Annotated in this window: 19 protein-coding genes and 1 tRNA gene; 2 read left to right on the plus strand and 18 right to left on the minus strand. The window is 44.2% G+C overall.

The window, feature by feature from the left end; translation table 11 throughout:
* Nucleotides 1–134: 134 nt before the first annotated feature.
* The 3 genes from NSA57_RS02855 to modA form a co-directional block, all read right to left on the minus strand.
* Nucleotides 135–1,184, minus strand: coding sequence for a sulfate/molybdate ABC transporter ATP-binding protein (locus NSA57_RS02855; protein ID WP_257463951.1), 1,050 nt, complete (start codon nt 1,182–1,184; stop codon nt 135–137).
* A gap of 264 nt (nt 1,185–1,448) precedes the next feature.
* Complete coding sequence (gene modB, locus NSA57_RS02860) at nt 1,449–2,144, minus strand: molybdate ABC transporter permease subunit (RefSeq protein WP_147598617.1); 696 nt, start codon at nt 2,142–2,144, stop codon at nt 1,449–1,451.
* Nucleotides 2,145–2,191: 47 nt separating this feature from the next.
* Nucleotides 2,192–3,100, minus strand: coding sequence for a molybdate ABC transporter substrate-binding protein (gene modA, locus NSA57_RS02865; protein ID WP_257463952.1), 909 nt, complete (start codon nt 3,098–3,100; stop codon nt 2,192–2,194).
* Nucleotides 3,101–3,617: 517 nt separating this feature from the next.
* Here modA and NSA57_RS02870 point away from each other — a divergent pair.
* Nucleotides 3,618–3,830 carry a TOBE domain-containing protein gene (locus NSA57_RS02870; protein ID WP_022068675.1) on the plus strand — a complete coding sequence of 71 codons (213 nt, stop codon included), beginning with the start codon at nt 3,618–3,620 and terminating at the stop codon, nt 3,828–3,830.
* Nucleotides 3,823–4,749, plus strand: coding sequence for a substrate-binding domain-containing protein (locus tag NSA57_RS02875; protein ID WP_147598374.1), 927 nt, complete (start codon nt 3,823–3,825; stop codon nt 4,747–4,749). The genes NSA57_RS02870 and NSA57_RS02875 overlap by 8 nt, the downstream gene beginning before the upstream one ends.
* Nucleotides 4,750–4,798: 49 nt before the next feature.
* On the opposite strand, the gene NSA57_RS02880 is transcribed toward NSA57_RS02875, so the two are convergent.
* From NSA57_RS02880 to NSA57_RS02950, 15 genes are all read right to left on the minus strand, one after another.
* On the minus strand, nt 4,799–5,746 hold the full coding sequence (locus NSA57_RS02880; RefSeq protein WP_257463953.1) for an SPOR domain-containing protein: 948 nt from the start codon (nt 5,744–5,746) through the stop codon (nt 4,799–4,801).
* 52 nt (nt 5,747–5,798) lie between these two features.
* Nucleotides 5,799–7,295 carry a glycerol kinase GlpK gene (glpK, locus tag NSA57_RS02885; RefSeq protein WP_257463954.1) on the minus strand — a complete coding sequence of 499 codons (1,497 nt, stop codon included), beginning with the start codon at nt 7,293–7,295 and terminating at the stop codon, nt 5,799–5,801.
* A 100-nt stretch (nt 7,296–7,395) separates the two neighbouring features.
* Nucleotides 7,396–8,298 carry an undecaprenyl-diphosphate phosphatase gene (locus tag NSA57_RS02890; RefSeq protein ID WP_022067097.1) on the minus strand — a complete coding sequence of 301 codons (903 nt, stop codon included), beginning with the start codon at nt 8,296–8,298 and terminating at the stop codon, nt 7,396–7,398.
* Nucleotides 8,299–8,589: 291 nt separating this feature from the next.
* Complete coding sequence (carB, locus tag NSA57_RS02895; protein WP_257463955.1) at nt 8,590–11,805, minus strand: carbamoyl-phosphate synthase large subunit; 3,216 nt, start codon at nt 11,803–11,805, stop codon at nt 8,590–8,592.
* Complete coding sequence (locus NSA57_RS02900) at nt 11,805–12,881, minus strand: carbamoyl phosphate synthase small subunit (RefSeq protein WP_147598377.1); 1,077 nt, start codon at nt 12,879–12,881, stop codon at nt 11,805–11,807. Before NSA57_RS02900 ends, carB begins: the two co-directional genes overlap by 1 nt.
* A gap of 236 nt (nt 12,882–13,117) precedes the next feature.
* Nucleotides 13,118–13,201, minus strand: a tRNA-Leu gene (locus NSA57_RS02905).
* A gap of 155 nt (nt 13,202–13,356) precedes the next feature.
* Nucleotides 13,357–15,120 carry a hypothetical protein gene (locus NSA57_RS02910; protein ID WP_257463956.1) on the minus strand — a complete coding sequence of 588 codons (1,764 nt, stop codon included), beginning with the start codon at nt 15,118–15,120 and terminating at the stop codon, nt 13,357–13,359.
* 255 nt (nt 15,121–15,375) lie between these two features.
* Nucleotides 15,376–16,026 carry a zinc ribbon domain-containing protein gene (locus NSA57_RS02915; protein ID WP_257463957.1) on the minus strand — a complete coding sequence of 217 codons (651 nt, stop codon included), beginning with the start codon at nt 16,024–16,026 and terminating at the stop codon, nt 15,376–15,378.
* A 26-nt stretch (nt 16,027–16,052) separates the two neighbouring features.
* Nucleotides 16,053–17,480: an ATP-dependent Clp protease ATP-binding subunit ClpX gene (gene clpX / locus NSA57_RS02920; RefSeq protein WP_257463958.1), complete on the minus strand. Its 1,428-nt coding sequence runs from the start codon at nt 17,478–17,480 to the stop codon at nt 16,053–16,055.
* Nucleotides 17,481–17,615: 135 nt separating this feature from the next.
* Nucleotides 17,616–19,046 (minus strand): S1C family serine protease, encoded by a 1,431-nt coding sequence (locus tag NSA57_RS02925; protein ID WP_257463959.1) that lies wholly within the window; start codon nt 19,044–19,046, stop codon nt 17,616–17,618.
* A gap of 115 nt (nt 19,047–19,161) precedes the next feature.
* The gene (locus tag NSA57_RS02930) at nt 19,162–20,091 is read right to left on the minus strand and encodes a glycosyltransferase family 2 protein (protein ID WP_257463960.1); all 930 of its coding nucleotides are present in this window, start codon (nt 20,089–20,091) and stop codon (nt 19,162–19,164) included.
* A gap of 87 nt (nt 20,092–20,178) precedes the next feature.
* A complete protein-coding gene (locus tag NSA57_RS02935) occupies nt 20,179–21,738 on the minus strand; it encodes an LCP family protein (protein WP_257463961.1) in 1,560 nt (519 codons plus the stop codon).
* Nucleotides 21,739–21,757: 19 nt separating this feature from the next.
* Nucleotides 21,758–23,161 (minus strand): undecaprenyl-phosphate glucose phosphotransferase, encoded by a 1,404-nt coding sequence (locus NSA57_RS02940; protein ID WP_257463962.1) that lies wholly within the window; start codon nt 23,159–23,161, stop codon nt 21,758–21,760.
* Nucleotides 23,162–23,271: 110 nt separating this feature from the next.
* Nucleotides 23,272–24,225: a glycosyltransferase family 2 protein gene (locus NSA57_RS02945; protein WP_257463963.1), complete on the minus strand. Its 954-nt coding sequence runs from the start codon at nt 24,223–24,225 to the stop codon at nt 23,272–23,274.
* A gap of 9 nt (nt 24,226–24,234) precedes the next feature.
* Nucleotides 24,235–26,094, minus strand: a complete 1,860-nt coding sequence (locus NSA57_RS02950; RefSeq protein WP_257463964.1) for a glycosyltransferase family 2 protein — start codon at nt 26,092–26,094, stop codon at nt 24,235–24,237.
* Between the last annotated feature and the right edge of the window lie 220 nt (nt 26,095–26,314).

Below are 26,314 nucleotides of genomic sequence, written 5' to 3' on the forward strand. Positions count from 1 at the left end.
TAAAGTTTAAATTTTTTATTTCTTCATATTGCGGATCCATTATGCAAAATTATATATTTGCTCATTTATCGCCACAATTTTATTATAAATCAATCCCCTGTACTTATAAAGAAAAACATCATAAAAACACTTTTCTATTTCAGCAGCATTAAATGCTCTGGCGGAAGATACAGATACCTGGGCAGATTTTTTTCTGCCGGCTCGTCAAAACTGCCCTTAGGGCGCATCCACCAGAGAACTGCATCTTCTTCCATCTCCGGGCTTTTTACCAGATACTGATGTTCAAAGGTCGTTTCCACATAGTCCGCTACCTGAAACAAAATACAGTTTTCTGTTTTGTGATCCGTTCCCTGCATCCAATGTCCACGGATTGCCACATGAGTGATATCGGAGTCTATTTTTTTCTCTGTACGAAGAGCAACGCCCCAGTCCAGAGCAAACAGTTCATAATCTCCCAGACGTTCGATCCTGGAATGATTTTTGCACCCGGTAAGTCTTGCTGCTTCCAGAAGCTCCGGCTGCTCAAAAAGCTTCCGGGTATCTCCAAATATCAGAGTTTTTCCCTCTTTTAAAAGCATCAGGTTCCTGCAGAATCGAAAAGCTTCATCTCTGCTGTGAGTGACCATAATCATATCTCCCGTATATTCCTTCAGGAAATCCTGCATGTCTTTTTGAAGAACGTCTTTTAAAAATCCATCCAGAGCAGAAAAAGGCTCGTCCAGAAGAATGACCTCAGGCTCCCCTATCATCATTCTGGCCAGGGCAACTCTCTGCTGCTGCCCTCCGGATAACTGAGAAGGATACCGATTTTCCAACCCCTCCAGATGATAGCGACAGATAAAATCCTGTACTTTTTCGTCTCGAAGTTTTTTTTCGCCCCGAAATCCACAACGAATGTTGTCACGAACTGTCATTGTCGGAAAAAGCGCATAATTCTGGAAAAGATATCCTACCTGGCGTTCCTGTGGTTTCAGATTGATTTTTTCTTCTGAATCAAAAACCGTTTTTCCATGAATCACAATCTTTCCTCTGTCCGGTTTCTCAATACCTGCAATGCAGCGCAGAGTCATACTTTTACCGCTTCCTGAGGCTCCCAGAATTCCTGTAGATAAATCTGTAGTTTCAAATTGTACTTTCAGAGTAAAGCCTCTGAAGCTTTTTTCTATATTTACACTTATGGACATATTTTCCTTCCGTCTCACTTTCCCCTGACAGTTGTTTTTATAAACCTTGAATATGTTTTCTTATATATTCAGGTATTGATTCTTGTTTTTCTTCCTTCGTACCGTAAACAGCCACAAAAAACATAAAGAACTCTTCTCTGTTTGTATATAATACACATAGAAAGCCCGACATTTCTTTTATATCCTCATATTACCGCTTCCATTATGCATCATTCAGTATTTTCTCACTGATGGTTTTGTATTCATATACAAACCATTTACTTTTTATATCCACCGTCTGCTTTTCATTCCTCTTCCTGACACAATATTGATCAATGACACAATAAAAAAAGAAATAAGCACAATAATCACAACCCAGAATCCTGCTACATCATAATTTCCCGCCGCAGTCTCCGCCGCAATTGCAACAGAAACGGTTCTTGTTTTTCCCAGAATATTTCCTGCAAGCATGGAGGTTGCGCCGTATTCCCCGATTGCTCTGGCAAACGCAAGAACTGTACCGGATACAATGCCCGGAGCAGCTGCCGGAATAATAACTTTCCAGAATATTTTCCGATCGCTCATTCCAAGGGTCTGTCCTGCATAGATCAGGTTTACGTCTACCTGCTCAAAAGCTGCTCGGGCATTACGGTACATCAGAGGAAACGCTATTACAGCAGCCGCTACAATGCACCCTTTCCATGTCTGCACGATCTTAAAATCAAAATTCTCCAGGAGAAACTTTCCAAAAGGTCTCCGCAGGCTGAAAATAATCAGCAGAAAAAAACCTGCAACTGTAGGAGGCAGCACAAGAGGCATTGTCAGAATACCATCAAATACTGCTCTGGTCACAGGCTTCATTTTCATTATTTTTCTGGCGCACCAGATTCCCAGAAAGAACGCGATGGTAGTAGCCACCGCGCCTGTTTTCAAGGAAATCCATAAAGGAGACCAGTTAATCTCCTGTATAAACTCACTCATCATTCATTCTCCAATGTACAGAGCTTTGGCAAATTCTTATTTCTATGTCACTCTGCTGTTTTCTCCTGCTCAGTGGAAGCTTCCCCGGTTTCTTCTGCTTCTGAGTCAGTTTTCTGATCTGCCTGTGTATCTTCCGCTTCCTCTGTGTCGTTCTCTTCCACTTCAGCAGTATAAGGACTGAATCCATGCTCTTCAAAAACTTTCAGTGCGTTTTCTGTCTGAAGATACTCAAAAAATGTCTTTGCTGCCACTTTTTCCTCTGGTAAAGCCTCTTCATCCTCTATCATGCCTACCGGGTAAAGAACCGGTGTTTCAAGCATGTCTGATGAAGCCTCTGCAATGATTTCTACCTGATCTGCCACGGAAGCTGCATCTGTTGCATATACAACCCCTACCTCGTTGCTTCCCTGGGTCACTGCTGCCAGAACCTCTGTTACATTTTTTCCCTCGTTGATTTCCATTGCCTCTACCTGATCCATAATATCAAGGTTGGTAAAAATCTCTCTGGCATACTGTCCTACAGGAACATCCTCCCCTGCCAGGGCAAGATTCTCAGCCTCTGTGATATTCTCAAATCCTGTAACCCTGGTTTCTGTATCTTTTGTCTTAATCAGAACAACCTTATTTTCCAGAAGATTCACTACAGACTCTTCCTTTGCCAGTTTCTCCTCTACAAGGGCATCCATCTGCTTGGTTGCTGCTGAAAAAAAGATATCACATCTGGATCCTTCCTCAATCTGTGTCTGGAGAGTTCCTGAACTGTCCGCATTGTAAAAAATCTCCACATTCGGATACTTCTGATTAAAGTCCTTTTGTATATCCTCCATTGCATTGGCAAGACTGGCTGCAATAAATACATAGACCTCTCCGCTGGGTTCCGCCGCCTGTACATTTCCTGCTGTTAATCCGACTGCCATCATTCCTGCAAACGCAATAGCTGCCAGTTTTTTCTTCATTTCTCTTCTCCTTTATTCATTTTAATTTATTTTAGTTCTGTTTTATTCATTTTATATCAGAATACTGTTATTGTCAATTCATTTCCACTGTGTTATAGTAAATAGTAGTAAAATAGTTACTGTTCATGTGGTATTATCCCACAAGGTGTTTTGTATTCTTTACCAGAGTCCCCGGGGTATGCAGGATAATTACCATCACCGAAGGTGATTGGGAAAACACTTTAACCAGACTGCCAGGAATGAAATGAATCTCAATGTAAAACAGCAACTGTACACAGGCAATATTCCGCCAGACGTTTTTGTATGTTTCCAATATCCCCAAATATACAGGACAATTACCATTACTGAAGAGGATTTAAAAATATTTTAACCATATTTCTGAAAATGTAGCAAACAGTAACATACCGGATTTCATTTCAGGTTACTTTCCGAAATAAAAATTAAAAAATACCGTAAGCAGTAACAGAAATAACAGATATCAATAATTTTTACAATAATATATAAAGGAGAAATCATCATGAAATTAAGTGCAAGAAATCAGTTAAAAGGAAAAGTTGTCAGCATTAACAAAGGAGCTGTAAATTCTATTGTCTCTATTGATATCGGAGGGGGAAATATTATTGTTGCCACCATTTCCTGTGCGGCTGTGGAAGAACTTGGCCTGGAAGTTGGATCTGATGCCTACGCTGTTATCAAAGCCACAAATGTTATGGTAGGAATTGATGAATAAGCTTTACACTGCCCAGGAAATTGCAGACAAGCTGAAAATAAAAAAAACTACAGTCTACGAACTCATCAAACGTGGAGAACTGGGATCTTCAAAAATAGGCAAACAGCTTCGAATCAGTGAAGAACAGCTGAATCGGTATCTTCAGGGAGGCGATGCATCTGTCTCTGAAGCGCCTTTGCCTTTTCCCGGTTTTCAGCCGGAAAGCTCTCTTCTGAAAAGAGACTATCTTCTGTATTCCAACGGTCTTATTATCAGCGGACAGGCATCTCCAGCTCTGGAATATCTGATCAACCAGATGGCTGTTCATCCCAATGGACTTCCAGTACTTCATTCACACCTGAATACTTATAACGGACTGTATTCTCTTTATTTTAAAAAAGTTCATGCCACCACTGCCGGTATTCTTCCTGAGCATATTCCTGCCCTGCTTCCCGGTATGTCCGTTGCAGCTTTTGTTCTTTATGAATATTCTCTGGGATTTTATGTCCAAAAAGGAAATCCGAAAAATATATTGTCCGTCAGTGATCTGAAACGTCCCGATGTTGCTCTCGCAAACAGAGAAAAGGGAAGTACCGGACGAATGTATCTGGATATTTTACTGAAAGATGCCAAAATATTGCCAGATCAGATCAATGGCTACCAGAAAGAACTGGTTTCTGATTTTTCTACTGCAAACGCAGTTCTGACCAGCCAGGCCGATGCTGCATTGGGAGCAGAATCCGTCATATTCAAGTCAAAATACCTGGATTTTATTCCTCTTCAGCAGCTTCCTATGTTTCTTGTAATGGAAACGGAATCCCTGAACCGGCCCGGTTTTTCTGCTCTTGCAGAAATTATCCGTTCTTCGGAATTCCGCACTGCCCTCCGGCTGCAAAACGGCTGCAACACCTCCCGAACCGGCGAAATATTATATCTGTAAAGCGAAAACGCTCACCGAAAGGTGAGCGTTTTCGTTTTACACACTTATATTATTCTTCTGTATCATAGTAGCCGTCGTCATCGCCATCTCCGGCATCTACATAGTCATCGCCGCTTCCGCTGTCGGAACTTCCGTCATCATAATTTCCGTCATCAGAGCCTCCATCGTCAGAGCTTCCGTCATCGGAGCCTCCGTCATCATAGTTACCATCATCGGAGCTTCCATCGTCAGAGTTTCCATCGTCGGAGCTTCCATCATCATAGTTACCGTCATCGGAGCTTCCATCGTCATAATTCCCATCATCGTAATTTCCGTCGTCGGAACTTCCATCATCATAATTTCCATCATCGGAATAGCTGTCATCATAACTTTCATCGTCACTGTCATAGTCATCTCCGTAACCGGTCTGCTGAGAATTTTCCTTTGTATCTTTTTCTTTTTTCTCTGAAAGACTCATATAGCGAAGATATGCGGTTGATGTTTCCTCATCCAGTGTCAGTGATGCTTTTTCCATATCGCTGAGCTCAATACTGTAGATTTCATAGGTATTTCCATCTGCAGTTACAAGTTTCATGTCATACAACGCACCGGAAGGAGCGCCGGTCTCTTCGGAATCCTCCTCTTCTGCGGAAGCCTGTACAGATTCCGGTGTATAAAACATCTGAACCTGATCGGATGCCTTTACCGAAAATTCTCTTGGAATCAGATTGTCGCCCCAGTCTTCGCTTCCGGAAACCATGAGATACAGTTCTCTTACATCTGTTTTCAGATTGTTTGTAAGATAAACAAACTTTGACTGGGAGGTTTTTTCACCGATTTTTCTCGGTGCCGGTGTGGACGTAGGCGCCGGAGTTGCCGTCACCGGAGGTATGGTAGGAGTAGCTGTAGGAGCCACAGTAGGCACAACCTCCTCTGCTTTTTTATCTGATCCGCATCCTGCAAGCGTCAACGCCATTGCCGTACCGACTGCAAATACTATTTTTCTGGATTTTCTCACTTGAATCTACCATCCTTTCCGGATTCATAAATCTGAATCCAAACAAATATATCTATTCGTCCTTTGCCCACTGGAAGGTGCAGCGTACTGCTTTCTGCCATCCTTTCAGAAGGGCTTCTCTCTTCTCCGGTTCAACCGAAGGAGAAAATTCTCTTTCCTGCTTCCAGTTCTGGCGGATTTCCTCTGCATCCTTCCAGAATCCTGCTGCAAGGCCTGCCATATAAGCTGCTCCAAGCGCTGTTGTCTCAATGCAGCTTGGACGCACTACCTGCGCATCCAGAAGATCTGACTGAAACTGCATCAGAAAATTATTTGCGCTTGCACCTCCGTCTACACGCAGAAAGCTCAGCTTCATTCCGGAGTCCTTTTCCATTGCATGAATCACATCTGTCACCTGATAAGCCAGAGACTCCACAGTTGCTCTGATCAGATGAGTTTTTCCCGCTCCCCGAGTAAGTCCCAGAACCGCTCCCCGGGCATACTGATCCCAGTAAGGCGCTCCCAGTCCTGTAAAAGCGGGAACCACATAAACCCCATTGGTATCAGGTACAGAAAGACAATATAATTCTGATTCCGGGGCGCTGTTCAAAATCTGCATTTCGTCTCTCAGCCACTGGATCGCAGCTCCGGCTACAAACACACTTCCTTCCAGAGCATATCCCGGTGTTCCGTCCGGATTCACTGCAATTGTTGTAAGAAGTCCGTGCTCGGAACGAACTGCCTGCTTTCCTGTATGCATCAGAAGAAAGCAGCCTGTTCCATATGTGTTTTTCACATCTCCTGCACGGAAGCAGCACTGTCCGAAAAGCGCTGACTGCTGATCGCCTGCCGCACCTGAAATGGGAATCGAACCGCCGATCAGATTTTCATTTGTATAGCCATAAATGCAGCTGCTTGGTTTAACCTCCGGAAGCATGGATTTTGGAATATTAAAATATTCCAGAATCTCTTCGTCCCACTGTCTTTTATAAATATCAAATAACATTGTACGGGAAGCATTGGTGTAATCTGTAACGTGTACCTGACCTTTGGTAAGTTTCCAGATGAGCCAGGTGTCTACCGTACCAAAAAGAAGGTCGCCTCTTTCTGCCGCCTCTCTGGCTCCATCCACATAATCCAGGATCCATTTAATTTTTGTGGCGGAAAAATAAGCGTCTGGAATCAGTCCTGTTTTTTCTCTGATCTTATCAGCAAAACCATCCTGTTTCAGTTCCTCGATCATGTCTGACGTACGGCGGCACTGCCATACAATAGCCGGATAAACAGGATTTCCTGTTTTTTTGTCCCAGACAATTGTTGTCTCACGCTGATTTGTAATTCCAATGGCTGCAATATCCCCCGCATCAGCCCCGATCTTTCCCATGGCCTCAATTGCCACAGCCATCTGAGAGGACCAGATCTCATGAGGATCATGCTCTACCCAGCCCGGCTTTGGATAATACTGGGCAAATTCTTTCTGCGCTGAACTGCAGATATTTCCCGCCTTATCAAAAAGGATACAGCGGGAGCTTGTGGTTCCCTGATCCATTGCCATAATATATTTTCCCATAATTATGTACCTCCGTTTCTGCAGCCTGCTGCAGCTGCCGGTCAAAAATCCTGCTCCTTCCCCTGTGTAACAGGATTCTGCCCTGTATATCCCTTATTTTTTATCCAATTACATTCTTTCCGATAAAATATCCAAGTACAAGGACACCCAGTACGATCCTGTACCATCCAAACACTTTAAAGTCATGTTTTTTAATATATCCTACCAGGAACTTGATCGCCAGTATGGATACAACAAATGCAACCACCACGCCTGTAATAAGAATCAGAACCTCTCCGGCAGTAAAGGCAAATCCGAATTTTATCAGCTTGAGAAGGCTGGCGCCAAACATAACAGGAATTGCCAGGAAAAAGGTAAATTCAGCCGCTACTGTTCTTGAAGTTCCTACCAGAATACCTCCGATGATCGTAGAACCGGAGCGTGAAGTTCCGGGAATTACAGACAGAACCTGAAACAGACCGATCAGAAAAGCAGTTTTAAAGCTCATGGATTCCAGAGATCTGCAGGTTGCTTTCCGTCTTTTATTATAGTTTTCAATAAAAATAAAAATCACACCGTAAACGATCAGAGCAATGGAAACAACCACGTAATTGTTAAATTTTTCCTCAATGAAGTCATTAAACGGCAATGCAATCACAATGGTAGGAATACATGCCACAAGGATCTTAAACCACAGCACCCATTTTTCCTTATCGCAGAACCGTTCCACAAAAGTCATGATCCCTCTTGCAAAAACAGGCTGTTTTGCTATGATTGCTCTTTGTTTCTTTGGAAGCTCTCTGATATAAAAAGGCCACAGCTTTCCCCAGTATAATACCACCACTGCCAGGATCGCACCAAGCTGGATCACTACCAGAAAGAATTCTTTAAACTCCGGCGTCACATTAAGTTTGATAAATTCATCCACCAGAATCATATGTCCGGTACTGCTGATAGGAAGCCATTCCGTAATACCTTCCACAATACCCAGAAACACGGCTTTTAAAAATTCAATAATATCCATTCTTTCTCCCTTTCATTTTTATTTTATGCCGGGCATTTTTCTTCTTTTACAAAGATTTTATCCACCCCGGACACTGTAAGTATAACACAATTTTTACTCTCATTAAAGAATAAAGCAACACTGTTCACAGGTAATATTCTGCTGGAAATAGTCTGCAATGTAACAGTCGCAGATAATCCCGGACGAAACTTTCCTTTCCCAAAACCAAACGGACATATCCGTTTCAAACTCCCTGAATTCCTGGTAAATAAAAACCGGAGAAGTCTGTGCCTCCCCGGTTCATATTTGTTTTTATCTGTCTGCGATCGTTGCAATATCGATCAGAGTCAGATTATTAAGGTCTGTATTTTCAAGGCTGGTTACAAGAGCCTCTGCAGTATCAAGACTGGTCAGTACATTTACACCTGTCTCAATGGCATTTCTGCGGATCACAAATCCGTCCTTCTGATGCTCTACCCCCTGAGGCGGAGTATCAATTACAACGTCGATCTTGTGTCCCAGGATCAGGTCCATAAGGTTTGGCGCAGGCTGCTCCAGCTTGTTGGTACGGATTGCCTTGATGCCGTTTTCTTTCAGAACCTTTGCAGTTCCTCTTGTAGCATAAATACGGTAGCCAAGAGCTTCAAAACGTTTTGCGATCGGAACAACTTCCTCATGATCTTCCTCTTTTACAGTGATGATCATGTTGCGGTGCTTCGGAAGCTTGATTCCTGCTCCGATAAACGCTTTATAAAGAGCCTCGTTAAAGGTCTCTGCAATACCAAGGCACTCTCCGGTGGATTTCATCTCAGGTCCAAGGCTGATATCTGCGCCGCGGATCTTTTCAAAGGAGAATACCGGCATCTTAATGGCAAAATGTTTTGCCTCAGGCTGAAGTCCCGGCTCATAGCCCAGATCCTTCAGCTTATAGCCCAGGATTACTTTTGTTGCCAACGGCACGATCGGAATTCCTGTTACCTTGCTGATATACGGAACAGTACGGCTGGAACGTGGATTTACCTCGATTACATACACTTCTTCGCCGCATACAATAAACTGGATATTGATCATACCTACAACGTGAAGCGCTTTTGCAAGACGACGTGTGTACTCTGCAATGGTTTCCTTTGCAGTTTCACTGATAGTCTGTGCCGGATATACGGAAATACTGTCACCAGAGTGGATTCCCGCACGCTCGATATGCTCCATGATACCAGGAATCAGAATGTCCTCGCCGTCACATACAGCGTCTACCTCGATCTCTTTGCCCATCAGGTATTTATCTACCAGGATCGGATGATCCTGCGCGATCTGGTTAATGATTCCAATGTATTCTTCTACATCCTCATCGCTGACTGCAATACGCATTCCCTGTCCGCCAAGAACATAGGAAGGACGTACCAGAACCGGATATCCCAGTCTGTTAGCAACTTCTTTTGCTTCCTCAGCAGTAAATACAGTATCTCCCTTCGGTCTCGGAATCTGGCACTGCTCCAGGATGCCGTCAAACAGCTCACGGTCCTCTGCTGCATCTACGTCTTCTGCAGATGTTCCGAGAATCTTCACGCCCATTTTCATCAGCGCTTCTGTCAGCTTGATGGCAGTCTGTCCGCCGAACTGAACGACCGCTCCGTCCGGTTTTTCGATTTTTACGATATTTTCTACATCCTCAGGTGTCAGAGGCTCGAAATACAGCTTGTCTGCAATGTCAAAGTCTGTGCTGACAGTCTCAGGATTGTTGTTGATAATAATTGTCTCGTAGCCTTCTTTTTCAAAAGCCCAGGTACAGTGTACAGAGCAGAAGTCAAACTCAATACCCTGGCCGATACGGATCGGACCTGAACCGAGAACAAGAACTTTTTTCTTATCCGGTGTGGAAACTGCTTCATTTTCTGTATCCGGTCCGCCGTAAACAGAATAATAGTATGGTGTTGCTGCCGCAAACTCTGCCGCGCAGGTATCTACCATTTTATAGGCAGCGCGGATGTTGTAGCCCTCACGGAGAGCTTTGATCTCAGCCTCTGTTCTGCCGCAGAGATTTCCGATCACATAATCCGGGAATTCCATGCGTTTTGCTTCCAGAAGAAGCTCTCCTGTCAGCGGCTGGGTCTTCAGCGCCTGCTCCATCTCAACAAGGATTGCAATCTTGTCAATGAACCAGCGGTCGATCTTTGTGATGCGGTGGATGTACTCTTTGGAAATATCTCTTCGGATGGCTTCCGCAATTTTCCAGATACGGCGGTCATCTACAACAGCCAGCTCCTCAATCAGCTGATCCTCAGTAAGTCCGGTAAAGTCATAGGACATAAGGCTGTCCACATGCTGCTCCAGAGAACGGATAGCTTTCATCAGAGCTCCCTCAAAGTTATGACAGATACTCATAACCTCTCCGGTTGCTTTCATCTGAGTTGTCAGAGTTCTTTTTGCAGTAATAAATTTGTCAAATGGCAGACGCGGGATCTTTACAACACAGTAGTCCAGCATCGGCTCAAAGCTTGCATAGGTTTTTCCTGTAATGGCGTTTGGAATCTCATCCAGTGTATAGCCAAGAGCGATCTTTGCAGCAACCTTGGCGATGGGATAACCGGTAGCCTTACTTGCAAGAGCAGAAGAACGGCTTACACGGGGATTTACCTCGATAACGCAGTATTCAAAGCTCTCCGGATGAAGCGCATACTGAACGTTACATCCGCCAGTGATTCCCAGCTCTGTGATAATATTCAGGGCAGAAGTACGAAGCATCTGGTATTCTTTGTCTCCAAGAGTCTGAGAAGGAGCAACTACAATAGAGTCGCCTGTGTGAACGCCTACCGGGTCAATGTTCTCCATGTTGCAGACTGTAATGCAGTTTCCTGCGCTGTCGCGCATTACTTCATACTCAATCTCTTTCCAGCCTGCGATGCAGCGCTCTACAAGGACCTCGCCTACACGGGAAAGACGAAGACCATTTTCGAGAATCTCTCTCAGTTCGTATTCGTTGTTGGCAATACCGCCGCCGCTGCCGCCAAGAGTGTAGGCAGGACGGAGAACAACCGGATATCCGATAGTCTTTGTAAATGCAATACCGTCTTCCACTGTTGTTACTACTTTGGAGGCTGCAACCGGCTCACCGATCTTCTCCATAGTATCCTTAAATTCCTGACGATCCTCTGCCTTTTTGATCGTTTCTGCAGTAGTACCGATCAGACGTACATTATGCTCCTTGAAAAAGCCTTTTTCTTCCAGCTCCATTGCAAGGTTCAGGCCGGCCTGACCTCCCAGTGTAGGAAGCACACTGTCCGGTTTTTCTTTCAGGATCAGCTGCTCTACCACCTCTACAGTCAGAGGCTCAATGTATACGCGGTCAGCAATATCTTTATCTGTCATAATGGTTGCCGGATTGGAGTTAAGAAGTACAACCTCCATGCCCTCTTCCTTCAGAGAACGGCACGCCTGAGTACCTGCATAATCAAACTCTGCTGCCTGGCCGATAATAATCGGACCGGAACCAATCACAAGAACTTTATGAATGTCTTTATTTTTCGGCATTATCTGTTTCCTCCCATCATTTCCATAAATCGGTCAAACAGGTAACTGGAATCCTGCGGTCCCGGGCATGCTTCCGGATGGAACTGCACGGTAAAGATATTTTTACCTACATAGGCCATACCTTCGTTGGTACCGTCATTTACATTCACAAATGCCGGCTTTGCAATATTTTTCGCCTCAAGCTGCTCTGCATCCACCACATATCCGTGATTCTGAGAAGAAATATAAACTCTTCCTGTTGCAAGATCCTTTACAGGATGATTTCCGCCTCTGTGTCCGTATTTCATCTTATGAGTGTCTCCGCCTGTGGCAAGCGCCATAAGCTGATGACCCAGACAGATTGCAAAAATCGGAACATCAGACTCATATAACTTACGGATTTCTTCTATAATAGAAGTACATTCCTTGGGATCCCCAGGTCCGTTGCTGAGCATGATTCCGTCCGGATTATCTTTTAAAATTTCCTCTGCCGGTGTAAGAGCTGGATAAATCGTCACCTGACAGCCTCTCTCATTAAGAGAGCGGGCAATGTTGCGTTTTGCTCCAAAATCCATCAGAGCCACCTTCGGTCCTTTGCCTTCCAGAATCTCTTTTTCATGGCAGGTAACCTTTTCCACTACTTTTCCAGTTGTATATGCTTTTAAACGGGGAATAATTGCATCTAAATCATAGTTTTCATCAACTGTGATCATACCATTCATGGTACCCTTTTCACGAAGGATTTTTGTCAGGGCTCTTGTGTCGATGCCCGCAATTCCCGGAATGTCATGTTTTTCCAGAAAATGCTGAATGGTGTCAACGCTTCTGAAGTTGCTGGGGATACGGGATAATTCACGAACAATAAATGCATCTATCCACGGCTTCCTGGACTCCTGATCCTCATAACAAATTCCATAATTACCAATCAGCGGATAGGTCATACAAACAGCCTGTCCAGCATAAGACGGATCAGTCATCACTTCCAGATATCCGGTCATAGATGTGTTAAAAACGATCTCACTGATTACTTCTCTGGCTGCGCCAATACTGGTTCCTGTAAACACATGGCCGTCTTCTAATATCAGAAATGCTTTCATACAATCTCCCTTTCTCTTGTTTTATCCTAAATCTTCAAGATTATATCACAAGAAACTTTCTTTTTCAACATAAAGAGTAGCTGAAAAAAATTATGTTTCGCTGAAAATAATTCTGATTCAATCCAGGAAGCCGAAGCAGCCTTAACCATTGGTGGCCAGGAAATTATTTCTTTCATAACACGAAAAAATCGGGAGCCCCAGCTGAACTAAGGGCTTCCCGATACACAAAAAAATAATGCAGGAGATGGGACTTGAACCCACACGATCTTGCGACCACAGGCACCTGAAGCCTGCGCGTCTGCCAATTCCGCCACTCCTGCATTTCTTATTTATCAGCCGCTCTCTCGCGACTGCTTGATTATAATACCTCATGTTCTAATAAAAGTCAATAGGTTTTTTTAATTTTTTTTAAAAATTCGCGAATTTTTTTCAAATCCCTGCAAAAGCCTGTTTTTCCGCCTGTTTTACAGGGATTTTATTCCCGGACGCTACCCTGAATCTGATATAAATCCACGTTTCCCAGCGTTTTCACAAATACCGCCTCTGCATTTTTGTCATAATTCTGCCGGATATAATCCAGGGTCAGCTGAATATTATCGTCAATTAGATAAACCTTTTTATTTTCGATCATATCTTTATATGGATTTGTGACCCCGTGTTCCCGCATCTCCTTTACAATCCCCGGGGTTCTGCATTCCCATCCACTGAGCCAGTACAGATTATCCAGAAGATTTTCCGGCATGGGGTCAAAAGGTCCGTAACATACAATCTCTGATACCGTGCCGCTTTTTGCAAGATATACATGCTCTTTGTCTGTTCCGATGGTTTCCAGTACTGCCCGCTGACTTACCCGCGCTTTGGGAATCTCTCTGGTAGTCAGCCTCCAGTCATCATACCAGAAACTCTGTGCAATCAGAAGAACTGCTGCACATAAAACAAGCCCCCACCTTCCGGAAATCTTTTCCATAGAAACAGTAGGAACAGATAAAGCACCTACTTTGCCTTTTGAACGCTCTTTTGCTTTCTCACGCTCTTTTACAGAATCTGCCAATAGCCACGCCATTGTGAGACATACGCTGAACCACAGCCCTACGTCTACTCTGTTTACCAGATATCTTCCCTGAAAATAAAGATAAAAATTCAGTCCTCCCAGCATACAGAGCTCTCCGGCAAGTCCAAACCACGCAGCATATCCCTTTTTTCCAAAAAACAGCCACAGTACAAACAGCAGTAAAACAATCCAGAATGCTTTCTGTTGAAGCACATCACCTGGAAATCGCTTTACAAAAGAATGGATCACCTTTCCGGAGAGTATCTTTTCCGGCTTCTGCTCTGCCAGCTTCTCCATAACCTCTGTGGTAAATTTGTCCGGATCATTAAAGTTCCAGGTTCTGTAAAGCTCATATGCTTCTCTGGAAATTCCCAGCTCCTGATATAAAGTTTGATTGGATTCATAATCCGGAAATCCATAATCCAGAAGCTCTGATCTCAGATTGTTAAACCTCTGATACTCCTGCCACTGAGGATTTTTATACATCAGTCTGTCCGTACAGTCCACAGCAAACACAGCAAGCAGCAGCATCCCAAAGATACCTGCACACAGGCCAAACCGTTTCCATTCTTTTCCCGGAAAGCGTTTTTTAAGTGTAAAAATAAAATAAATACCAACACCTGCCATCAGCGCGCTGCTGGCAAAAAACTGATCCTCTCTGTACATAAAGCCGGTCAGTCCCAGAAGAAAACCTGCCACCGTCTCCCAGACACAGAATTTTTCAGATGTGATCATATGAAAAAGAAGCAGTACAGCCGCTGCCGCCGCTATTCCTGCTGTTTTTGTAAACTGAATATGAATATAGCTTTCATAGCCGAACACCCACAAAAGAATGAAAGACAAATATAAGCCCCAATAGCCTTTCAGCCGGTTCATAAATACATAGGTCACTGCACTGAAAGCTGCCACAAGCACTGCATACTGCACAATCGTATACCAGGGCAGTCTGCCTGTAACCTGATAAAGGAGACGGTATACCAGTCCGAGAATGTAATTCTGAAATACAAGACGGGGAGTTTTCACTCCCCGCAGTCCACTTCCAAACTCGGCAAAAACAATATCATCATTTGTCTCAAAAGACGGGCGCATAACAAGCGTCATCGCCAGCATTGCCATAAGATTTACCCCCAGGGCAAACCACGGGCTTTTTCGTTTTCTGTCTATGACTGCCAGAAATCTGGTTTTCATTAATTTTCCCCTCAAAATGTTTTGATCTTACACATTCGCTGTATCACTTGAATTTTCTGTTTCAGGATATACAGCTTCCTGTAAAACTGACTGCTCTGACTATCCCTCCGGAATTTCAGGCATTTTTTCTGTTCTTGTTTTTTCTTCCGATGTTTCTTCTGTTTTTACAGATTCTGACTGTTTCTTCTGAACTTCAGAGGTCAGTTCTTCTGGCATTTCCGACCGCTCGCCTGATGCTTCAGAGATCAGCTTTTCTTACATTTCCGGCTGTTCTGTTGATATTTCAGCTTCCGGCTGTTTTTCTTCTGCTTCCTGCGTCAGGATTTTCTGATCTGCTTCTTCAGTTTCTGTGGACATCTCTGACTCTGACTGTTCCGCAACTTCTTCTGAAACCGGATCTTTCTGCGGTTCTTCCGCTGTATTCTCTTTTTCCGGTTCTGATGTATCTGCAGTAACCTTCCACGCCGGAGCTTCTTCTGATTTTACAGTCTCATCCATTGTTCCGTCAATGACGCTGCCTGCCGCCTCTTCCTTTTCCTTTGTTGTGCAGGCTGCTCCGCAGTGATGGCAGAATGCTGCGTCCTGATCTACGACTGTTCCGCAGGACGGACACACCTTCTTTGATCTGACTCCTGCCATCTCTTCTTTATATTGCTCGATCCTTGTCATCCTCTGATCAATCTGCTCGCAGAGACGCCTCTGCAGATCATCCAGCGGCACGCCTTCCCGGTATCTTCTGTAAAGAACTTTTCCCAGCTCTTCCATAATCTTCTGAATCTGTCCTTCCTCGCCGGATATTTTATTTTTCAGCTTCTGAGTTCCGTACAGAACCTCTGCGCGTCCGCCGATTTCTCTTGCTGTTTTTGTGATTGCTTCTCCAAGTTCTTCAAAAAAATCTTTTGCCATAACCGTTTCTCCTTTCCGGTCACCATTTACTGAGCTGTTTCCAGAAGCGGAATTTCCTGCCCTCTCAGAAGGATCTTCGGTCCGCCGTTTCCTTCAATATATTCTCTGGTGATCACAACCTGTCCTATATTGTCATCCTTGGGAATTTCATACATGATATCAAGCATGTATTCTTCCAGAATCGCCCTCAGTGCTCTGGCTCCTGTCTTTTTCTCCATAGCTTTTGCCGCAATAGCATGAAGAGCTCCCTCGTCAAATTCCAGTTTCACCTCATCCAGGGCAAGAAGCTTCTGATACTGTTTCAAAATGGCATTTTTCGGCTCCATAAGTATCTTCACAAGCATATCCTCAGACAGTCCGTCAAGGGTAAAGATGATCGGCAGACGGCCGATGAACTCAGGGATCATGCCAAAGCTTTTGATATCATCTACAGTAACCTTTTCCAGAATATGGGGATCATTGTCATACTTGTCTTTCAGATCAGCATAAAATCCGATGGACGCCTGTTTGTTCAGTCGTTCCTTGATAATGTTTTCCAGATCCGGGAAAGCTCCTCCGCAGATAAACAGAATGTTTCTTGTATTCACAGTTGTCAGCGGAACCATTGCATTCTTACTGTTTGCCCCTACCGGCACTTCCACTTCACTGCCTTCCAGAAGCTTCAGCATTCCCTGCTGAACCGCCTCGCCGCTTACATCTCTCTGATTGGTGTTTTTCTTTTTGGCGATCTTGTCGATTTCATCAATAAAAATAATGCCGTGCTCTGCTTTTTCCACATCGTTATCTGCAGCTGCAAGCAGCTTGGATACCACACTTTCAATATCATCGCCAATGTAGCCTGCCTCTGTAAGGGAGGTAGCGTCTGCAATAGCAAGGGGCACATCCAGAAGTCTTGCAAGTGTTTTTACAAGATAAGTCTTACCGCTTCCTGTCGGGCCGATCATCAGCATGTTGGATTTTTCAATTTCAATTTCATCCATGGTGTCTGTTGCTACACGCTTATAATGATTATAAACTGCAACTGACATTACCTTTTTTGCATAATCCTGCCCGATCACATATTCGTCCAGCGCAGCCTTGATCTTATGAGGAGCCGGAATCTTTTTCAGATCCAGAACCGGTTTGTGCTTTTCTTCTTTTTTCTTCTTGGGAGCGCTCTGCTGCTGCGACATCTGATTCTGGAAGCTGCCCAGATCAACCATGCTTACACCCGGCATGTTAAAAATATCATTATAATTAAACTTTCCGCTGCTCATCTGCTGATTCATGGTGTCAAAACTTCTCTGCATACAGTCTGAACAGATATGTATATTATTTGGAAGATCAATCATCCTGCCCGCCTGCCGTTCAGATCTCCGGCAAAGGGAACAAAACTTTTCCGGACCACGTCTGTTCTCATCTTTATTCTCGTGATCCTCTTCCTGAATTACCTCATCTTCGTATTTGTCTGTCATATAAACTCCTTTCCGTTCTGTCATAATACAAAACGCACAGGTGGTCAGCTCTGTTTCTTCAGGATTCTGCCACCTATGCGTCCATTATATCATAACCTCTGTGCCTGTAAACTAAAGTTTTTATAAAAATTCTGATCAATATCCGGAAGAGGGTCTTGCATCCAGCGTCACTTCCATTGTCTGCTCCACGTATTCTCCGTTGACAGCCCTTGCAATGACCATTTCTACCGTCTCCCCTGCTGCATAATAGGAAAGCTTTTCCGCCAGATCGTCACTTCCCGTTACCGGCTGACCATCCAGCTCCACAATCACATCACCTTTCTGAAGGCCGGCTCTTTCCGCAGCGTCGCCCTCATCCACATCACGGACAAAAGCTCCTGCCGGAACACCAAACATCTGCACTGCCTCTGTTGTCAGATCGCCTCCGCTGATTCCAAGATAACCGGACTCTGAAACATCCAGCTTATCTCTTGTCTGCCGGTTCATAAGCTTTTCCAGAATGGGGCTGGCTGTTGATATGGGAATTGCATATCCCATTCCTTCTACTGCATCTGCAGCATATTTGGCGGAGTTGATTCCGATCAGCTCCCCTTTCATGTTCAGAAGAGCGCCCCCACTGTTGCCGGGATTAATGGCGGCATCTGTCTGTATCAGCCCTGTGGTAGTTGTTCCGTCTTCGCTGGAAATGCTTCGATCCAGAGCGCTGACCCATCCTGAGGTAACTGACTGACCATATCCAAGTGCATTTCCAATGGCAACTACCTGTTCTCCAACCTGAAGCCCATCCGAATCGCCGATCTGAGCCACCTTGATCTCTGAACGGGTATCCTCTGGAATATCTGACTTCTGTACTGCAATTACTGCTAGGTCATTTCCCTTATCAGTTCCCTTGATCTTTGCGCTGACTGCATCCTCCACATTAATGTCTCCGCTTGCCAGATCTCTTGTTTCCGCCTCTGCATTTGCCACATCATCACCAATAAAACACACGCTCAGTGTAGTTGCTCCCTCTACCACATGATTATTGGTTGCGATTAGAAACTCATCCTCGTTTTCGCCTACAATAATGCCTGATCCGCTGCTCTCACTGGAAAACTGTTCTACTGTCCCATAAGGACTGAACCCGTAAGCCCCGAAAAAGCTTGGAATCTCCTGAATGCTTACAGAAGTAATGGCAACTACCTCCGGCATTGCTGATTCTGCCACCTCTGCCACACTTCCTGCCGTTGTGGAAGCTTCTCCTGACGGAGCAGCTGTCTGTCCGGTCTGTTCTGCGCTGCCGTCAGAAAGCTGAACAGCTTCTGTCTCTTTTCTGAAATATTTTTCTGCAACTGTATTGGAACACTGAAACACCGCGCTGGCTGTTATTCCAAACACCACTGCCAGAGCTATGGTTTCTGCAATCTTCTTTCCCGGATTATTTTTCTTTTTTGGTTTTACAGGGGATTTCTGCTCCATTCTTCCGCTGTGCCGGTGCATCTGATAATGTTCGTACCGGGGCGGCTCACTGCTTTGTATCTCATGCATTCCGGAATCACTGACATCCTGATCCTTTTCATAATCCATGGGCTTTCTTCCCTCCCTTCACCACTTTCTTATTGTTATGACACAAGTGTATCAGGGAATTGTGTTCAAAATGTGATAATACCTTTAAAAAACAGTGTTCCCGAAAATCATTTTATTATTTTGATTCATTCCAGTATGTCTGATTCATGGTGCACCGGAGGATCATTTTTTTCGATAACTTCTTATAGCGCTTTCCCATAAAATATCCTGCATATTTACACCCGTTCTGTATGATAAATCCGGGAATCAGATACCATTTCCCATGTTTTACAAGGTAGGAAAAGGTCTTTTTTACCAGGCGGAGTCCTTCTCCCTCAGATGGAACTCCATCAAAAATTTCCGGATATTGAGCCTGGGAAACTCCCAGATCAAAGTTCCGGTGAAACTGCTGGCTGCAGGAATAATTATGAGAATGAACAACTTTTGCATCCGCAGCATATGCAATTCCATATCCGGCGTGAATAAGGTCTGCCGCATAGATCATGTCCTCATTAAAAATGGTTTTTTCCACAAATCCTCCCAGTTTCCTGTAAATATCTTTTTTGTAGGCAGCACATACATTGGAGCAGAAAAAAGTTTTAATTCCCAGAACGGGAAGATCATCTTTTGTCTTTACCCCTGACTGATCCGGATAGTTAAAGGATCTTGTATATGCTTCCACAAAACTGCAGGAAGAATTCGGAAGCTGCCTTGCATATGCAGCTCCGATATTCTCCTGACTGTTCAGGGCCTTTACCAGATGGCTGACAGTATTTTTATCAGCAGGCATCGCATCCTGAGTCAAAAAAACCATAACATCTCCATCAGAAAGCTCTGCCGCCTGTCTTCTGGTTCCTCCATGGTCAAAATTTTCTTTTTTCAAATGATGAACTTCAAGACAGGGATGCTCTTTTTCCCACCTGGTATCCCAGAACTGTTCCTCTGTATTCATAACAATGATCCTGCTGACAGGGCAGGACTGCTGTTCCAGACATTCAAGGAGAGCTGCAAATTCTTTGCCTGGGTGGTATGTCGGAATGATCACATCAATTTTTTCATTTTTCATGTTTTTCTCTCTTTCTGGTTTTCCTTTGTCCCAAACTGGCAAAAAGGGAATTTCTTTTTAAGAAATTCCCTTTTCTTATAACTTTGATTACATAACTTCTTCTCCGGTTCCCTCATCTACGAAACCGTCTCCACCGCCGGCATCTCCGCCGCCCATGTCGCCGCCGCCAACATCACCACCGCCAGCGTCTCCGCCTCCGATGTCTCCACCGCCAACGTCTCCGCCACCGGCATCTCCACCGCCAACGTCTCCGCCGCCGATATCTCCACCGCCAGCATCACCGCCACCGATATCTCCACCGCCAACGTCTCCGCCACCGGTATCTCCACCGCCAACATCACCGCTTCCGGTATCTCCACTGCCAGTATCTCCACCACCGGTATCTCCGGTTCCCGGATCTACCCAGTCGCTGCTTCCGTCATCTCCGGTTCCCGGATCTACCCAATCTGTACTGTTGTCAACCCATCCAGAACCATCGTTTTCAAAGATAATACTGTCGTTTGCTGTATTCTCATCCTCAGCAGTAATCTTCTGTGTATCCTCCAGTTCACCCAGTCCGCTGACGATCTCAGCAATCTTGGCACTGATCTCCTGAACTGTGCTGGACGGTGTATATGCTTCGTCTCCATAAAGGAATTTGTGAAGAGCAATTACATTGGATACAAGGTCTGCCTCTGAGGTACCTTCTTTTGTAGGAACGATTACGCTTCCCTTTACATTGGAAAACTTAATGCTTGACGGGAAACCGGTTGTCTCATTCAGGCTGTAGCCGATCACTGTAGGCAGAAGCTGAAGGATTTCTGTTTTATCCATGGATGTGGATACCATTGGGAACACAGCATCCATTACCTTAAAGATCGTAGGAAGTCCTGCCTTTTTTGCTTTCTGAACGATCAGCTGGATAACCTTACGCTGTCTCTCTGTACGTCCCATATCAAGACTTGCCGTATAACGGATACGACAGTAGGAGGTTACCTGCACACCGTTCAGATGAAAACGGTAATCAATCTTTTCAATGTCCTCAGGTCTTTCCGGAAGTTCGATCGGTTCATACGGCTTACCGGTTTCTTTTGAAGTCTCTTCGCAATAACTGTTCATGTGCACGATCTCTGCGTAGGACATATCGATGTCAAGACCGTCCAGTGCATCAACAATCTCTGTGAGAGCTGAAAAATTCACAGTAGCATAATCTGTAATATTCAGATCCATGTTTCTGTTCAGCATATTAACTGCTGCTTCCGGACTTTTCGCATAGGCCGCGTTTGCCTTGGAATAAGTATCATCATAAACATTAAGAAGTGTATCTCTGTATACAGATGCAAGCTTTACATCCTTTGTATCATTATTTACACTTGCAATGATCATGGTATCACTGTTCATGCCGCCGGTAGCGCTTTTATCTCTGTGGTCAATACCAAACAGCGCATAGGTGGTATATCCTGTCAGTTTTGATTCTTCCGCATTGATAGAATCCTGTACTTCCTGGTTTACCTCTATGGGCTGCGCGTTTTCTGTCTTGGGCTTTTCAAGCTTGTCCAGTCTGGAGTTGAGCTGTCCGTAAACATACAGACCTCCGATAAACAGAAGGAGTACAATGATCTCAACTGCAAACAGTATCTTTTTTGTCTTTGACCTTGGTTTTGCCATCTTCTTTCCCCTTATCTTTTTAATATGCATTTTTATTAATGAAACCTTTAAAAATTGTCAGGAACAAAATCTTAATATCAAAACCAATGCTCCAGTTTTCAATATAATAAAGGTCACAATCAATACGTTTCCTGATGGATGTATCTCCCCGGTATCCATTTACCTGAGCCCATCCTGTCAGGCCGGGACGAACCTGATGTTTTACCATATATCTTGGAATTTCTTCTCTGAATTTCTCTACAAAGAAGGGGCGCTCCGGTCTTGGTCCCACCAGGCTCATATCCCCTTTCAGAATATTAAAGAGCTGAGGAAGCTCGTCAATACTTGTTCTGCGCATAAACTTTCCGATTCCCGTTACACGGGGATCATTTTTGACTGTCCATGCTTTCTTTTCTTCTGCCTCCGGCTGGATCTCCATGGAACGGAACTTATACATCCAGAAAGTTTTGTTATGAAGCCCTACCCGTTCCTGTTTGTAGATCAGTGGCCCCGGTGAAGTTGCTTTTATCAGTATACACATCAGCGCCATTACCGGAGAAGATACAATGATCGCTGCAATGGAGCCAAAGATATCCATTACCCGCTTCACCATAGCATTAAAGGTATTACTCAGCGGCACATACCGGATATTGATCACCGGGAGTCCCAAAATATCTTCTGTATATGGCTTTGTGGGAATAATCTTATTGTAATCCGGAATAAATTTTGTATGCACGCCTGACTTCTCACACATGGCAACAATTTCTTCCAGACGGTAATATTCGCTTAGCCCAAGAGTGATGGCAATCTCATCAAGCCTGTTGGCAGGAAGTATCACTGTCAGATTGGCAATTCTGCCGATCACCTTGATCCCCTTATACATAGTGCCTGCGGGAACATTGTCATCCAGAATTCCTCTGACAATATATCCCCATTGAGGATTTGCCTCAATCCTGTCAATATATTCCTCCGCTGCACGGCTGTAGCCCACCAGTATGATCTGCTTCTGATTCAGACCTTTTTTTCGCATGTCTCTAAGGACAGCAAAGATGAGCATACGGACGCCCCATTCCAGCAGAATGTTGACCACACAGAAAATATATACTGTCAGTCGGGAAAAATCACTCTCTTTCAGCATATATAAAAGGAATACAAAAGCCAGCATTCCCAACACATTTGCCTTGATGATATTGGCAAGCATAAGCCTGCGCCCCTGCATATGAAGAGGCTCATAAAGAGTAAATGCCTGATATAACAGCAGATAGCCCGGTATAATGAAAATCAGAGGCAACATGTACTGTTCAAAGCTCAGACCTTTTTCTGCCGAATAGGCAAAAGGTCCCATAAAGCGCAAAAACCATGCGCTTACATAGGAAACTGCCAGTACAATTACATCTATCAGCATCTGAAGGCGGCTGAAATTCTTCTGATTATCCTGAATCAATCTCTGACACCTCAATCCATTTCATCTATATTATAATAGTTGTTCTTCAAAATCAATGTTTTCTTAAGGTTTATTTTATAAAATTTCAGTGAAACTCTGTAATAAACACTTTACGCTGCCAGTCTCCGGAACATATTGATCCACAGCTCCACCTGGATCTTTGCGTAATGAGGCAGATTTTTCATAGAAAATTTTACTTTTTTCCCCTGTCTGCTGATACTGAACCCGTTTTTGATGCCTGCAAGATATTCCTTTCCCATTCCTTTTACCGTAAAAAACAAAAGCTTTGTTCCAAAGCCAAGAAGCAAAAACGGAAGGTTCAGAATGATCTGAAGCAAGGGCATGTTTTTATAGATCAGATATACATTGTTTCTGGAAGAATATCTTGTCTTAAACTGGTTGTACCGGGAACCGCTTGTGCCGCTTCCCACATGATAAACCAGCGCTTCAGGAGCATACCAGTTTTCATAGCCGTAAATTCTGGCCCTGTATCCAATATCCGTATCCTCCAGATACGCAAAATGTTCTTCATCAAAATACCCGATTTTTTCCAGTATTTTTTTTCGGTAAATAGCAGCTCCGCCGCAGGCGGCAAAAATCTGCTCTTCCTTTTCGTAGGTGTGGATATCTTTTCCTTTTCCTCTGGCAAAAGACCACCCAAGAGCGCAGTAATAATTTCCTGCATCATCCAGCCTGTCCCTGTCATGATACTGAACCATTCTGGCTGCGCAGGAAAATGCGTTTTTGTGTCTTCGTATGGCGCTGAGCATCTGTTCCACAAAATCCTCAGCCACTTCTGTATCATTGTTAAGAAGCAGAACATAAGGGGCCTTTGCAGCACGGATTCCCTCGTTCACAGCTCTGCAGAAGCCATAATTTTCAGGAAGCTCTATGATATGGACCCAGGAATAATTTCCGGCCACAAAAGAACAACTTCCGTCTGTGGAGCCATTGTCTACAAAAATAACCTCAAAATTTCTTGCGGTCTGCCCTTCCAGACTTCCAAGTACACTGTCCAGAAACGCAATCCCGTTATAATTCGGTATGATTACCGATACTTCCATAACTCCTCCTTATTGCTTCTTCGTCATTCCCGGAAGAGGGCGAAGAGAATAATTCCATTTTGTAAGAGAAAGATTCTTATTATAATAAGGGTCTCCCTTTTTCAGAATATCAAGCCACTGACACCGCATATACTCAATTTCCTCCTGGAAACGGCGCACCTTCTCTTTGTTATCCTCTGCTCCCCGTGTTTTTGATTCCATATGATAAAGCTGTACATATGGATCATAGACGATCAGCTTATGATTCTTTCGAACCTTCAGACACAGATCTACATCATTAAATGCTACAGACAGCTTTTCGGTAAATCCACCTGCCTCCTCAAAGGCTGTCCGCTTCATCATCATACAGGCTGCTGTCACCGCGCTCATATCCTGAAGGATCGACGCCTTATGAAGATATCCGGTTCTGTTTGCCGGCATATCCACAAACATGTGGCCTGCAATTCCTCCAAGTCCGATCACACAGCCTGCATGCTGAATGGTATTGTCCGGATAGATCAGCTTGACGCCTGCCGCTCCCACTTCAGGGCGCTGGCAGACACCCAGAAGTTCTTTGATCCATCCAGGTGTGATCACAGTGACGTCATTATTCAGAAACAGCAGATATTCTCCATTTGCATGACGGACTCCGTAGTTATTAATGGCAGAATAATTAAATTCTTTTTTCCATCTGAGAAGCCGGATGCGGGGATCCTGCGACAATTCCTTATAATACTGAAAAATCTCATCTGTGGTACTGTTGTTTTCCACAATAATGATCTCGTAATTGGGATACTCTGTTTTTTCTCTGATGGAGTCAATACATGCCTTCAGTGTTTCTTTTTCATCCTTATTTGGAATAATAACAGAAACAAGCGGCTGGCCCTGCACCGGATATTTTACCCGGAAAAATCCCAGATCCGGCGTATGGCTTACGATCCCTTCTGTTCCTGTCCGCTTCAGATGGGCTTCTATCGCCCGCTTTCCCGCGTCAAAAGCGTACATTTTGCTGGCAGGATTGTCTGCGGTGGATGCCTTATGAGTACGCCAGTGATAAAGGATTTCCGGAATATGTCCTACCTTTTCCGCAGTTTCGATACAGCGGAAGATAAAATCATGATCCTGGGCTCCGTCAAATTCCTGACAGAATCCTCCAACCTTTTGTACAATGGAACGTCTTACCACAAAAAAATGGCAGATATAGTTGTTTGATCTCAGAAGATCCAGATTAAAATCCGGTTTCAGATGCGGCTGAAAATGCTCGTCAAGCTCAGTTGTCACCTTATCTTCATCTGTATACACCGCGTCAAGATTTCTGTCCTCATCCAGCGCACGGACAATTTCATAAAGGGCATTGGGCGCAAGCAGATCGTCATGATCCAGAAGTCCCACAAATTCTCCCTGAGCCATCTCAAGAGCCGCATTGGTATTTCCTGCGATCCCTTTATTTTCTGTAAGCTCACTGACCCGGATACGGCTGTCTTTTTTTGTGTACTCTTCCAGCACCTTTTTCATTGCACTGTCCTCAGGACTTCCATTTGCAATACAAAGCTCCCAGTTTCCATAGGTCTGAGCAAGAAGAGAGTCTATCATCTGAGCCAGAAATTTTTCCGGTGTCCGGTATGCAGGTACTGCCACACTGATCAGAGGACTGTACTCAAAATGGTGGTGTCTCTGTTTCTCAAGCGCTGCTTCATCAGGCACATAAGCCTCATACCACGGTCCGTAAGGAACTTCCTCCGGCTCAAATCTTTCGTGAAGCCTTATCCAGAACTCCTTTGGTCCGTAATGCTTCAGATAGCGGAATCCCTTTTGTATGGTGTAGGGACTGAGTTTTTTTAGCATCCGTCCCCACTGGATCCTGCCGGCTGAACCTTTTTCTTTATTCATATAAAACCTCGGTTTATTGTCATTTTACATTCTTTTTTCATAGAATCCGGGTTTATTTTATCATCCCGTCCCGTGTTTTGCAAGGCTGAACGTGTGTATCAGTATTCCGGGCTCACAAAAGTGTTGAATTACATAAAAAAATGGGATATGATAGATTTTGTAACAGTTTCCGCCACATACAGGATTATTCGTCCTAGTATTGCGGCACACTACCTTTATT

It is taken from the genome of Blautia caecimuris (assembly GCF_024622975.1).
In the GTDB taxonomy this organism is placed as follows: Bacteria; Bacillota; Clostridia; order Lachnospirales; family Lachnospiraceae; genus Blautia_A; species Blautia_A caecimuris.